We start from the raw sequence: 13,117 nt of genomic DNA on the forward strand, positions 1-13,117 counted from the left end.
ATGCTGCCCTAGACCTGCCGCCGGATTCGAAAGATCGGGATTCGGTCAGGAAGAGCGCCATCGAGCAACATAATTCCAGTGACACGTGCGGGCCAGATTATGCCCGCACGACAACAGCTTCAAGTTACGCAGGAGATAATGTTCATACAAGTGTTTAATCGGCCACTACCGCCCCATGCGACGACTCGCCGCTGGCTGGCCGACGAACAGCAGGCCAGAGATGGCGCAACAGTTGGCAGCCCGCCAGAACCGTCATGCCGACAAAGAACAGCAGGCTCCACTCCGGCACGCTGAGGTCGAACAGCGTCCAGCTGATTTCCGTGCAATCAGCCATGCCCTTGAAGGCCCGCGTCACCACACACAACCAGGGCATATCGACGAAGACCGCCTCTTGGCTGGAGAGACACCCTCTCAGTTGCTGCGCCGGGTCACTTTGCAGCAACACCTGTCGCGAGGCCGTCAGCATCCCGCCCAGGCAACTGAGCAAGCCAAGCAACCAGTAGAAGCCACTGCCCCGTCGCCGAGGCCCGTGCAAGGTGGCCACCAGGCAGGCGATCGTAAATATCATCAGACAATAGCGCTGCACACTGCACAGCGAGCAAGGCACCAGCCCGACCGCATATTCCAGATAATACGAGGCGCCCAAGGCCAGGCTTGCGGCAATGAAAGCCATGAAAAACAAGGGACGTGAGCTGGCCAAAGACATGGCGTATCCGTAACAGAAGAGACAGGCAGTTACGGTAGAGGAAAGCCCGGCGGCCTTTCAAGGCAAGCCCCTGCCGACACTTCGCCAAGGGTGTAGGGAAATCCCGACGCTAACCCGAGGACTGAATGTAGTCGTCTGTAAGACGCTGCCTTCATGGGTGGGGACGGGTAAAAAATCTGCGAGGCCAGAGCGACGGGCTGCCCGGTCAGATGATCCGGGCAGCCCGCCTCCAGCGTTAGACGCGGGCTGGTACGGGCAGCGGTGCGGCCAATAAACGCTTGTCCAGCAAGCCCAGGCCTTCCTGAAACAGCTGATTGCTGCGTTCGGTGTCGCCCAGTTGCGCCAGCAACCTTGCCAGCTCGGCACAGGCCTCCGGGTTGCGCTGCACGCGCAGGCTGCTTTCGAGGTAGTCGCGGGCCTTGCCCCACAAACTGTTTTGCAGGCACAAGCGGCCCAGGGTCAGCAACAGGCTTGGGTCGCCAGGATGCTCTTTCAGCCAGCCTTCGGCGGTTTGCAGTTGCCGGGCAGGGTCGTTGCCGCGCAGCAACCCATAGAGGCGTGCCAAGTGGCTGTCGTAGTGACGCTTGAGCGCGCCGCGCAGGACATCCTCGGCCTCGGCCTCGGCGCCCAGTTGTCGCAACTGCTCGGCATACGCCAGAACCAGTTGCGGCTCCTGACGTTGCGCCGACGTAAGTTGCTGCCAGGCACGGTTGAGTGACTGCAAACCGGCGACGCCCTCTTCTTCCCGCTGAGCGGCCAGGGTGAGGTTTTCACCCCAGGCCCGACGCTCCAGCTCGGCCAGTTCACTGGCCGGTAGCACCTTGTCCTTGCGCAATTCCGGCAACAGGCGGATCACCGCCGACCAGTCACCGCGCTGCTGGTGCAAGCGTTGCAACTGACGCAACACCTGCACGCTGCGGGGATGACGTTCATGCATGGTTTGCAGGGTGACCAGCGCACCTTCGGTATCACCACGGTCGGTCTGCAATTGCGCATGGCTCAGGGCGATTGCCAGTTCGGCCTGAGGCTGACGCTCAAGCGCACGCGCAAGCAGGTTGTCGCTTTCCTCGAAGTGACCTTGTTCATTGGCTGCCCGCGCGGCGCCCAGGTAGTACAACAGCGGCTGGCGCTCGGCTTCAGCAGCGCGGCACAGATGTTTCTGGGCACTGGCCCAGCGCCCTTCGGCCAGGTCCAGTTGACCGTGCTCGATCGCCACCTGCACACGACGGCTGCGGTTACGCCGCGACCATGGATTGACCACGCCGGTGGAGGTCGTCACCAGCTCGATCAGTGTCTTGACGCCCCAGTACAGCAGCCAGATAAGCGAGATCACCAACAGCGATGCCCACAGGCTCGACTCATAGCGAAAGCCTTTGTAGGCAATCAGCACGTAACCCGAATGCTGGGCAATGGCCAACCCGAGCACGCCCGATACTGCGATCACCAGGAACAACAGCACATACAAGCGCTTCATGGGCTGGTCCCCTGCGTGGCTCCCTCAGCCGGTTTGGCGAGCGGCTTGACCGAGTCTTGAGCGCCGAGGTTGCGACGTTCAAGGTAAGCCTGAACACTGGCCAGCGTACCAGCCAGGTCCGGCGTGACCACCGTCACCGGCAGCTTGCTCAACTCGTCGACCCGTTCGAGCATCACTTTGCTTTGCGGGTTGTCCTTGTTGAAGCTGTCCTTGAGCACATCACGCGCCTCTGCCATGGCCTGGGTGTAAACCGGCGCCTGACCATTGAGCGCCGCCCATTGCGCCTGCTCCAGCGACAGACTGAGGGCCAGGCGCACCTGCGCCAGGCTCTGCCCGGCCAGCAATGGGCGAATGCTCTTGTCGGCATCGAAGTCGATACGGATGTACCGCGAGATCTGATCCCACCACTGCGACCAGCGACTTGCACCGTCGCCATCAGCGGTCAAACCCGTCAGCGAGTCACCACGGTCATGATACTCGGGCGCCAGTTCGGTCAGCTCCAGGACTTGGTCGCGTAGCGCACCGAGTTGCAAAAACAGCCCGGTGCGGTCGGGTTGCCCAGTGCTGCGCAGTGCCGCGAGGCTTTTGGCAATCTGCTCACGGGCGGCGAATGAACCGGGGTCGTTTTGTTCGCGAAGAATGTCATCGGCACCCTGCACCAACGCCTGGGCGCTGCTGATGTCTTGCAGGGCCGACAGGCGCAGGCTGGCCAGGCGCAACAAATGTTCGGCCTCGGCCAGACGCCAATCCTTGCGGCTGGCACCCAGGACGGTTTCCAGACGCTGATTCAGACGTTGCTGATCGCCTTGCAACTGCGTCACCAGACGTCGCCGCTCTTCCAGTTCTTCGGCGGCCGGCAGTAGCTCAAGACGCGCTGTAAGACGCTGCTCGCTGAGTTTGAGGCTTTGTGCCTGATCGCTCAGGGCCTGCAGTTGGCTCAACTGCTGCTGGTTGTTGGTCTGCAGCAGACGAACCTGCCAGATCCCCCAGCCGCCAGCAGCAACACCCGCAGCACCGACCAGCAGCGCCAGAATCGCCAACCCATTGCCTCGGCGCGGCTCGGGAGTCTTCGCAGTTTCAGCCGGCGCATCGAGCACGGGCTGGACTTCATCTTTGGGCAAGACTGTTTCGCTCACGTATCCATCCTTTGCATTAGAGAACGGGCCGGGTTTCCCGCAACGCCGTCAGCAAGGCCACGGCACTCGCGCCGCGACAATCCACAACTGTTTGGGCACCGGCGGCACGCGCCATCTCGGCAACCCGCGGGCTTGGAACAAACAACGGCAACCGCGCCAGTTCAGGCCAGGCGTTGCCGGCCAACTGGCGCAAGTGCTCAAAACCCTGCCCACTGCTGACCACCAGGCCGTTCAAGCGTTCCGCCGCGATACGCTGTGCCAGCACGCCAGGCGCATAGTCCGACAGCCCGCGACGGTACAACTCCAGATAATCGACACTAGCACCTGAGGCGCGTAAACGCTCAGCCAGCAGTTCGCGTCCGCCCTCGCCGCGCACAATCAACACGCGCGCATCGGGCCGCGCGACAGCCTCGCGCAATTGAGCCAGTTCAAGCAAGGCCTCGCTGTCATCGCCCTCTTGCGGGCAGCAGACATCCAGGCCGTGCCCGGCCAGGATCTGCGCCGTCGCCGCGCCGACACTGAACCAGCACTGACGCGGCGGTTGTGGCCAATGCCGCGCGACCTGTTCAACCACCAGCCGGGCGGCCGGCTTGCTGACCACGATCACCGCGCAGTATGCATCGAGGCCCTGAATGATCGTCTGCTGCACACCAACGACCGGCAACGCTTCGATTTCCAGCAAGGGCAGGCTGCTGCTGAACACACCGGCCCCGGCCAGAACCGCTGCCAGCGCCGTCGACTCGTCGGCGGGACGGGTCAGCAGCAGACGCCAGCCGATCACTGTGAATCGGCCTCGCCATACACGGCGCGCAGGATGTCATCGGCGCCCTGAGCCAGCAGGTCTTCGGCAACCTGCACGCCCAACGCCTCGGCCGCACTTTGCGGGCCACGAATCTCGGCACTCAGCAGCAGGCCACCTTTCGGATCACCCACCAAGCCACGTAGCCAGATTTGCTCGCCTTCAAGCACCGCATAGCAAGCGATAGGCACCTGGCAACCACCATTGAGGTGCTTGTTCAGGGCGCGCTCGGCGGTGACGCGTGTGGCGGTGTCCTGGTGATGCAAGGGGGCGAGCAGCGCGTGGATCTCGCTGTCGGCGCTACGGCATTCGATGCCGACCGCACCTTGCCCACCTGCCGGCAGGCTGTCTTCGACACTGATCGAGGAGCTGATGCGGTCTTCGAAGCCCAGACGGATCAAACCGGCCGCCGCGAGGATGATCGCGTCGTACTCGCCGGCATCGAGCTTGGCCAGACGGGTGTTGACGTTGCCACGCAGGAAGCGGATTTCCAGGTCCGGGCGACGGGTCAGCAACTGGGCCTGGCGACGCAGGCTGGAGGTGCCGACCACACTGCTTTGAGGCAGCTCATCAAGGCTGGCGTAGGTGTTGGAGACGAAGGCGTCACGAGGGTCTTCGCGCTCACAGATGCAGAACAGACCGAGGCCTTCAGGGAAGTCCATCGGCACGTCTTTCATGGAGTGCACGGCGATGTCAGCTTCGTTGTCGAGCAACGCGGTTTCCAGTTCTTTGACGAACAGGCCCTTGCCGCCGATTTTCGACAGCGGCGAGTCGAGCAGCTTGTCGCCGCGACTGACCATGGGCACCAGCGTCACGAGCAGGCCCGGGTGAGCCTCTTCAAGACGAGCTTTGACGTATTCGGCCTGCCACAAGGCCAGGGCACTTTTGCGGGTAGCGATGCGGATTTCGCGAGGGGACATGGATCAATCCGTACTGAATAGATACGGCGGATAATAACAGCTCAGTCAAATCCGCTTTGACTTGTATCAGAAACCGGGTGGCCTCCCTGGCCTGGCCTGTCTGGCGACAGGGCTGTGATCCGCGCTCAGAACCCGGACTAAAGCTGTTGCATCATCTTGCGCACACCGGCGACATGGCGTCGGCTGACAATCAGGGCGTCGCCATTGAGGCCCTTGAGGAACAACTGGAAATGCCCCAGCGGTGTGCGTTGCAGCCTCTCGATGCGCTCGCGGGCCACCAACGCATTGCGGTGGATACGCACAAAGCGATCACCGAATTCGTCTTCCAGGGCCTTGAGCGGTTCATCCAGCAGAACCTCGCCACCCTCATGACGCAAGGTCACGTATTTGTGGTCGGCAATGAAGTAGATCACCTGATCCAGCGGAATCAGCTCGATGCCCTTGCGGGTTCGCGCGCTGATATGACTGCGTGGGCCACTGCCGGTTTCGGCAGCCGGGCGAGTCAGGGCAGCCAGTTGCACACGGTTGGGCCGTTCGGCTTTTTTCAGGGCTTCAAGCAATAGCTCTGCGCGTACCGGCTTGGTCAGGTAGCCCACCGTGCTGGCCTGGAAGGCATCCAGGGCGAACTCACTGTCGGCGGTGCAAAACACCACTGCCGGCGGGGTCTCGCGCTCACACAAACGTGCGGCCACCTGCAAACCGTCGAGGCCCGGCATGCGGATGTCGAGCAGCACGATATCCGGTTTCAGGCTGTCGATCAGGGCCAACGCCTCGTCGCCATTGGTGGCGCTCGGCTCCAGGACACTGTATCCCTCGAGTTCGCCGACCATACGGCTCAGACGCTCGCGGGCTAGGGGTTCGTCATCAACGATCAGGACATTCATATAGCGCTGGATTCCTGCGTGAGTCTCGCACAAGGGTAACGTAGACAGGTGAAGTGACGTCCGTCACCGCGATCCACGCTAAGACTAGCGCGAGGGCCAAAAAGTGCCGCATGTCGGGCAGCAATATTTACCCGTGCCTGCTCCATGTCGCTCGATAACCGCCGTGCCTCGACGGTGTTGCAGGGCTTGCCAATACACACGATGAACACCCCTTTATGGAATCGCCACCTGGCCGCTGACCTGAGCATGGGCGTTTCCGGGCGCCATTGCGAGGTATGCAGCGTTATTCGGCAGCACTTGTGGTGTCGGTTGCGGAGCCCGCAAATGTGCAGTTCCTTCTGTCCAACTGTAGACGTTCGCCGGGACGACATTGCCCATTCGAAAAATATCGTTGCGTAAAACCGGCAACGGTCCGCCGAGTATGGTCGGTCGAATGAGAAAAAATCGTACCGACCAGTGTCAACGACACGATTGGCAACCCTGTTATTATCCCCGGCAAGTTTTCACGCCATCTTTCTTCAGCCGATCACGAGCGAATTCATGAGCACTGACAAGACCAATCAGTCCTGGGGCGGCCGCTTCAGTGAACCCGTCGACGCCTTCGTCGCCCGCTTCACCGCCTCCGTCACTTTCGACCAGCGCCTGTATCGCCACGACATCATGGGCTCGATCGCCCACGCCACCATGCTGGCCAAGGTTGGCGTGCTGACCGACGCCGAGCGCGACAGCATCATCGATGGCCTGAAGACCATCCAGGGCGAAATCGAGGCCGGTACCTTTGACTGGCGCATCGACCTTGAAGACGTGCACATGAACATCGAAGCACGCCTGACCGATCGCATCGGTGTCACCGGCAAGAAGCTGCACACCGGCCGCAGCCGTAACGACCAGGTCGCGACCGATATTCGCCTGTGGCTGCGCGACGAGATCGACCTGATCCTGGGCGAAATCACCCGCCTGCAAAAAGGTCTGCTGGAGCAGGCCGAACGCGAATCCGGCACCATCATGCCGGGCTTCACCCACCTGCAAACCGCCCAGCCCGTGACCTTCGGTCATCACCTGCTGGCCTGGTTCGAAATGCTCAGCCGCGACTACGAGCGCCTGGTCGACTGCCGCAAGCGCACCAACCGCATGCCGTTGGGCAGCGCCGCGCTGGCCGGCACCACGTACCCGATCGACCGCGAACTGACTGCTCGATTGCTGGGCTTCGACGCTGTGGGTGGCAACTCTCTGGACAACGTCTCGGATCGCGATTTCGCCATCGAATTCTGCTCGGCCGCCAGCATCGCGATGATGCACCTGTCGCGGTTCTCCGAAGAATTGGTGCTGTGGACCAGCGCGCAGTTCCAGTTCATCGATCTGCCTGACCGCTTCTGCACCGGCAGCTCGATCATGCCGCAAAAGAAAAACCCCGACGTTCCGGAACTGGTGCGCGGTAAAAGCGGCCGGGTGTTCGGCGCGCTGATGGGCCTGCTGACCCTGATGAAAGGCCAGCCACTGGCCTACAACAAGGACAACCAGGAAGACAAGGAACCGCTGTTCGACGCCGCCGACACCTTGCGCGATTCGCTGCGGGCCTTTGCCGACATGATCCCGGCAATCAAGCCAAAACACGCCATCATGCGCGAAGCGGCGCTGCGCGGTTTCTCCACCGCCACCGACCTCGCCGACTACCTGGTACGTCGTGGCCTGCCGTTCCGTGACTGCCACGAAATCGTCGGTCATGCCGTGAAGTACGGTGTGGACAGCGGCAAGGACCTGGCGGAAATGAGCCTGGAAGAGCTGCGCAAATTCAGCGACCAGATCGAGCAGGACGTGTTCGCTGTGTTGACCCTGGAAGGTTCGGTAAATGCCCGCGACCACATTGGCGGCACCGCACCGGCACAGGTGAAGGCCGCCGTGGTTCGCGGCCAGGCGCTGCTGGCCAGCCGCTAAGCAACCAAAAGCATCGCCGGATCGCCGCCCGGAGCAGGTTCGCTCCGGGCGGCGATCCGACGATGACTGACTTCAGATCACCACTAAACCTACTTCCGGGACGCGATCATCGCCAGGAACTGCGGCATCGCCGCGTCCTTGTCGGCCGCAATACGCTTGGCATGCGGTGTCTGCTCCAGCCGTTCGAGCAACGCCCGGGCAGCCGGCAGATCGGCCAGCAGGTCCAGATCAAACAGCTTCTTGCCGACCGCACAGGCCAGGCTGACGCTGTACAGGAAGTACAGATCCGCCACGCTCAGCGTCTCCCCCGCCACGTAAGGTGCAAACTTGCCGTGGCGCCCCAACGAAGCAATCCCGGCGAGCAGTTCGACTCTGGATTTTTCCTTGATCGCTTCGGGCACCGACATGCCGAAGAACGCCTCACCGAAACAGGCTCGCGCCGGCAGCTCGATGTACAACTCGATCTCCTTGGCCAGCGCCAGCACCTGAGCGCGCTCGAACGGGGTCTTGGGCAGAAGCGCAGGGCCTGCCTGGGCGTCTTCGAGGTATTGCAGGATCACGCCCGTTTCGTTGACATAACCCTGTTCGACACCCAGCACCGGTATCTTGCCACGCGGGCTGATAGCCAATGATTCAGGGCTCTGGTCGGGATAAAACGGCACTGCCTCGAAAGGCAGGCCCTTCTCCAGCAACGCATGCTTGACCATGTTGTAGTAGTTACTGACCGGAAATCCATAAAGCTTGAGCATCACATAGCCTCCAGGCCGTGCAGGGGTTGGCAGCGCCAAGTTATAGAACGTGGACGCACTTCCCGCCAGCAGCATCACTACACCGAATGCAGGTAAACTGCGCCTTTCCTTGAGGAGCCTGCCATGAGCGAGCCAACCCCCGGCACCAACAACGACGATAGCGACGAAGAAGCGTTCGCCGAAACCACGCTGATCGAAGCAATCGAAAACCAGATCGAAAGCGACAACCCGCCTGCCGCCAAGGCCACCTTCAACAAGCTGACCCTGGTGGGTTATGAGCGTGAAGAAATCCTGCAACTGATGGCCCACGTTTTGGCCGTGGAAATCGACGCGATCCTCGAAGAAGACCGCGCGTTCGATACCCAATGGTACGAAACCGCCCTGCGCGCGCTGCCAGAGCTGCCGCCCGAAAAGAACTAAGCCTCTATCACGTGGGCATGGCTCTCCTTGTGGCGAGGGAGCTTGCTCCCGCTGGGCAGCGAAGCGGCCCCGCGTCCTGCAAGCACATTTCGTCGGACGCACTGCATCCAGCGATTTTGCGACCGCTTCGCAGTCGAGCGGGAGCAAGCTCCCTCGCCACTGGTACTGCGCCTGCCCGCACGTACTCCTGCCCTGCGACGAAATGCTCTAAGCCAACACTGGACAGGCTGCCCGAGTGCGTTCACCTTAGGGGCGCTGTCATCTATTCCTAGAAAGTCTGGAGTCCTTATGTCGCTTACCCCTGAGCTGGTTGCCGAACTGGAAATCCTTGCACTCTTCAACCTGGACAGTTCCCAGGAAGGTTTGAAAATTCATCAGACCGCTGCCCCGAAAGCCATTGCCGCCGCACAACGCCTGTTCGACAAAGAGCTGATCACCCAAGCCGATGGTGGCTACCTGACCAGTCTGGGCCGTGATGCCGCGCAAAATGTGCAAACGCTGTTGACCATCCTGTCCGTCGAAGAAACCGCCTGACGGCCGTCGCATCGCCCACGGAACTCCCTGCGCGGGACTTCCGCGGGCAGACAGCCCCCCGCCGGTAGAAATCTGGCGCCAGAAATCAAAATTCAGCTTAAATGTCCCCGGCATGAGGCGCTAAACTGCTCACCGCCCCCGACGAGCACCGCGAACCGGTTTGAGCTGACATGACCCGCACCCACGAAATCCGCCCTGATCTGGACGAGGGAATCGACCGCAAGGTTCTCAGCCAGTTGCGCGCGCGCTTTCTAAAGCTCAATGACGGCCGCATGGCTCGAGCCATGGAAGGGTTGTCGACCCGCCAGCAAGGCGTCCTGACCCTGTTGCCGTTGTTTTTCCACGTCAATCACCCGCTGCTGCCGGGCTACGTTTCAGGCAGCACGCCGGCCGGCCTGTCGAATTTTGAACCCGACGCCAACGCCCTCGCCGAAGCCCAGCGCCTGACACGCTCGTTCTCCTACAAGCCTCGCCACGGTAATCCGCCACGGCCGATTCACGGGCTGTTCCTGATGGGCAGCCTCGGCACCCTCGCCCAGGCTGACCAGAGCGACATGGACGTGTGGGTCTGCCACGCGCCGGACCTTGCCGACAACGAGCTCGCCGAGCTGCGCAAAAAGTGCCAGTTGCTGGAGGCCTGGGCCGCGAGCCAGGGCGCCGAAGCGCATTTCTTCCTGATCGAGCCGCAACGGTTTGTACGCGGCGAGCGCGACACCCAACTGAGCTCCGACGACTGCGGCACCACCCAGCACTACTTGCTGCTGGACGAGTTTTACCGCACCGCGATCTGGCTGGCCGGGCGCACACCGATCTGGTGGCTGGTGCCGGTCTACGAAGAAGCCAACTACCAGCAATACACCCACACACTGCTGTCCAAGCGGTTTATCCGCGCCGACGAAACCCTCGACCTTGGTCACCTGGCGCATATTCCGCCGGGCGAGTTCATCGGTGCCGGGCTCTGGCAGCTGTTCAAAGGCATTGAGTCGCCCTACAAGTCGGTGCTCAAGCTGTTGCTGACCGAGGTCTACGCCAGCGAACACCCGAAGGTCCAATGCCTGAGCCTGCGCTTCAAGCAAGCCGTGTTCGCCCATCGCCTCGATCTGGATGAACTCGACCCATACATCGTGGTGTACCGGCGCATCGAGGAATACCTCACGGCCCGCGGCGAACCGGAGCGGCTGGAACTGGTACGGCGCGCCCTTTACCTGAAGGTCAACCGCAAGCTCACCGGCAACAGCGCCCGCAACCAGAGCTGGCAACGCACACTGCTGGAACGGCTGGCCCACGAATGGGGCTGGGATCAGCGTCAGTTGGCGCTGCTCGACAGCCGCAGCCAATGGAAGGTCCGCCAGGTCAGCGCCGAGCGCCGGGCGCTGGTCAATGAGCTGAATTACAGCTACCGCTTCCTGACGCAATTCGCCCGAACCGAGCAGACCGTCAGCCTGATCAACAAACGCGACCTCAATGTGCTCGGGCGTCGGTTGTATGCGGCCTTCGAGCGCAAGGCCGACAAGATCGAATTCATCAACCCGGGTATCGCCCCGGACTTGGCCGAAGACACCCTGACGCTGGTCCAGTCGCCGAACAAAAAAGAACCGGGGCAACGTCACTGGGGGCTCTACAACGGCAGCCTGGGCGCGCTGGAGTGGGAGCATTTCGCGCCGATCAAGCGCAGCCGCGAATTGCTGGAGCTGCTGACCTGGTGCCATCGCAACGGCGTGATCGACAGCAGCACCCGCCTGGCGCTGCACCCCGGCGACAGCGACTTGAGCGAGTTTGAACTGTTCAACCTGCTCGGCAGCCTGCAACAGTCGGTCGCCCTGCCCTTGAGCACTGTCGGCGAAGAACAGTTGCTGCACGCCAGCGTACCCAGCGAAGTGTTGATCCTGGTGAATGTCGGGGTCGACCCGCTCAAGCATCACCGTGACCTGAACATCCTGATGACCACCGAGCGCACCGACTCGCTGAGTTACGCAGGGGTGCGCGAAAACCTGGTGCTGACCCTCGATCAGGTCACGCTCAACAGCTGGAATGAAGTGCTGGTCAGCCGCTACGACGGCCCGCACGCCCTGCTCGACTGCCTGCGCGATTACCTCAACAACCTGCCCAATGGCCCGCAGCAACCCCGACTACGGGTGCGTTGTTTCTGCCACAACCGGGCGCAATTCATCGCCCTGCGCGTCGAAGAAATCCTCGATACCGCGCAAAACCTGTTGCTGAGCACGCTCAACCACCGCTACCTGATTCAGGTCCAACAGCATTACCACGTGCTGGAACTGGTGCCCGGCCAGGTCAACCACGTTGCACTGGCCAGCCTGCCCGCGCTGCTCGATTACCTGGGGGAAACACGGACCTGCTACAGCCCGCTGCAACTGGACCCGATGGCGCTGGAAGACCACGACCTGGCGCTGATCCTGCCCATGGGCCAGCCCGAGTGCATTCAGGTGTTCTACCGGATCAACGAGGCCCACGCCGAGCTGTATGTGCTGGATGAGTTCAATGCCCTGTGGCAACAGCGCCAGCCGTACCACGACGAACAAAGCCTGCTGGTGCCGATGCAGCGCTTCCTGCAATCAATCCTGTACCGGCGCGACGCGCTGCTGCCGATGGACGCCGCGCAACCGGTGGCGGCCCTGGACACCCTGTATTACCAGCTCTTGCCGTCGGGCACCGCGCGGGCCCGACGCATCGAGCCGCGACCCACGCCGCAGACACCGGTGAACAAGCCGTTCTATGATGTGCAGGCGATTATCGGCAAAGCCGCACCGGGGCAGGTGCAGGTCACCCTGTATTGCAATCAGCGAGAGTTTTCAGAGCTGGAGCACGGCGACCAGCTCTTCGCCGTGGTCGCCCGGGAGATCGTCGAGCAGCGCCGTGAAGTAGAACGCTATCGCTGCTACATCACCGACCTGGACTTGTCCGGGCTGCTCGGTGACGGGCAGAGTTCAAGCAATCTTTACCTGCGCTACAAGGCCGACCTGGAGCGCGCACTGAACGAGGCGCTCGAACAGGTCTGAGGGGTCAGAGGTGGTATTCGCCGGCCGCTTCCGGCTGGTATTCCACTTCAATCAGTTCAAGCTTCAACGTCTTGCCACCCGGCGCCGGCCAATCGATGTGCTGGCCTGCCTGCAAACCGAGCAAGGCGCTGCCTACCGGCGCCAGAATCGAAATCTTGCCTTCATCGGCGTTGGCGTCCTGCGGGTACACCAGAGTCAGGTGATAGTCCTTGCCGCTGCTTTGCTCACGGCAATGCACGCGTGAATTCATGGTCACGACACCGGCAGGCACTTCCTCGTGACCCACCACGGTTTCGGCGCGATCAAGCTCGGCTTGCAACGCAACAGCACCCGGCGGCAACGGCTCGTCCAGACTGTCGATCAAACGTTCCAGACGCTGCACGTCCAGGCGGGTAAGGATGATGGAAGGTGCGGTGGTCATGATTCAGGCAGACTCCTTTTTTCTGCACGACAAAAGCAAAACCCCGCCAGAAATAGGCGGGGTTTTCACGGGCCTCGATGAGTTGAGGCGTACCCGGACACTATCACAGCTCACTAAATATA

The 13,117-nt window shown here is 61.8% G+C and carries 12 protein-coding genes; 4 read left to right on the top strand and 8 right to left on the bottom strand.

Going from position 1 to position 13,117, the window contains the following annotated elements:
- Nucleotides 1–154: 154 nt before the first annotated feature.
- From AABM54_RS25515 to AABM54_RS25540, 6 genes are all read right to left on the bottom strand, one after another.
- Nucleotides 155–706 (bottom strand): disulfide bond formation protein B, encoded by a 552-nt coding sequence (locus tag AABM54_RS25515; RefSeq protein WP_347902660.1) that lies wholly within the window; start codon nucleotides 704–706, stop codon nucleotides 155–157.
- 235 nt (nucleotides 707–941) lie between these two features.
- Nucleotides 942–2,180: a heme biosynthesis protein HemY gene (locus tag AABM54_RS25520; RefSeq protein ID WP_347902661.1), complete on the bottom strand. Its 1,239-nt coding sequence runs from the start codon at nucleotides 2,178–2,180 to the stop codon at nucleotides 942–944.
- The gene (locus AABM54_RS25525; RefSeq protein WP_347902662.1) at nucleotides 2,177–3,316 is read right to left on the bottom strand and encodes a uroporphyrinogen-III C-methyltransferase; all 1,140 of its coding nucleotides are present in this window, start codon (nucleotides 3,314–3,316) and stop codon (nucleotides 2,177–2,179) included. The genes AABM54_RS25520 and AABM54_RS25525 overlap by 4 nt, the downstream gene beginning before the upstream one ends.
- Before the next feature lie 16 nt (nucleotides 3,317–3,332).
- Nucleotides 3,333–4,097, bottom strand: a complete 765-nt coding sequence (locus AABM54_RS25530; protein WP_347902663.1) for a uroporphyrinogen-III synthase — start codon at nucleotides 4,095–4,097, stop codon at nucleotides 3,333–3,335.
- The gene (gene hemC / locus AABM54_RS25535) at nucleotides 4,094–5,035 is read right to left on the bottom strand and encodes a hydroxymethylbilane synthase (protein ID WP_347902664.1); all 942 of its coding nucleotides are present in this window, start codon (nucleotides 5,033–5,035) and stop codon (nucleotides 4,094–4,096) included. Before hemC ends, AABM54_RS25530 begins: the two co-directional genes overlap by 4 nt.
- A gap of 137 nt (nucleotides 5,036–5,172) precedes the next feature.
- Entirely contained in the window at nucleotides 5,173–5,919 is a 747-nt protein-coding gene (locus AABM54_RS25540) for a LytTR family DNA-binding domain-containing protein (protein WP_347902665.1), read from the bottom strand.
- A 540-nt stretch (nucleotides 5,920–6,459) separates the two neighbouring features.
- Here AABM54_RS25540 and argH point away from each other — a divergent pair.
- Nucleotides 6,460–7,854, top strand: a complete 1,395-nt coding sequence (argH, locus tag AABM54_RS25545; protein ID WP_347902666.1) for an argininosuccinate lyase — start codon at nucleotides 6,460–6,462, stop codon at nucleotides 7,852–7,854.
- A gap of 89 nt (nucleotides 7,855–7,943) precedes the next feature.
- On the opposite strand, the gene AABM54_RS25550 is transcribed toward argH, so the two are convergent.
- Nucleotides 7,944–8,603: a glutathione S-transferase gene (locus AABM54_RS25550; RefSeq protein WP_347902667.1), complete on the bottom strand. Its 660-nt coding sequence runs from the start codon at nucleotides 8,601–8,603 to the stop codon at nucleotides 7,944–7,946.
- Nucleotides 8,604–8,726: 123 nt separating this feature from the next.
- On the opposite strand from AABM54_RS25550, the gene AABM54_RS25555 reads away from it, so the two are divergent.
- From AABM54_RS25555 to AABM54_RS25565, 3 genes are all read left to right on the top strand, one after another.
- The gene (locus AABM54_RS25555; RefSeq protein ID WP_347902668.1) at nucleotides 8,727–9,023 is read left to right on the top strand and encodes a hypothetical protein; all 297 of its coding nucleotides are present in this window, start codon (nucleotides 8,727–8,729) and stop codon (nucleotides 9,021–9,023) included.
- Nucleotides 9,024–9,311: 288 nt separating this feature from the next.
- Nucleotides 9,312–9,557 carry a TIGR02647 family protein gene (locus AABM54_RS25560; RefSeq protein ID WP_347902669.1) on the top strand — a complete coding sequence of 82 codons (246 nt, stop codon included), beginning with the start codon at nucleotides 9,312–9,314 and terminating at the stop codon, nucleotides 9,555–9,557.
- 170 nt (nucleotides 9,558–9,727) lie between these two features.
- Nucleotides 9,728–12,574 (top strand): class I adenylate cyclase, encoded by a 2,847-nt coding sequence (locus tag AABM54_RS25565; protein WP_347902670.1) that lies wholly within the window; start codon nucleotides 9,728–9,730, stop codon nucleotides 12,572–12,574.
- Between the two features lie 4 nt (nucleotides 12,575–12,578).
- Here AABM54_RS25565 and rnk read toward each other — a convergent pair whose 3' ends face one another.
- The gene (gene rnk / locus AABM54_RS25570; RefSeq protein WP_347902671.1) at nucleotides 12,579–12,995 is read right to left on the bottom strand and encodes a nucleoside diphosphate kinase regulator; all 417 of its coding nucleotides are present in this window, start codon (nucleotides 12,993–12,995) and stop codon (nucleotides 12,579–12,581) included.
- Nucleotides 12,996–13,117: the final 122 nt, after the last annotated feature.

Source organism: Pseudomonas purpurea (genome assembly GCF_039908635.1).
GTDB classification, from domain to species: domain Bacteria; phylum Pseudomonadota; class Gammaproteobacteria; order Pseudomonadales; family Pseudomonadaceae; genus Aquipseudomonas; species Aquipseudomonas purpurea.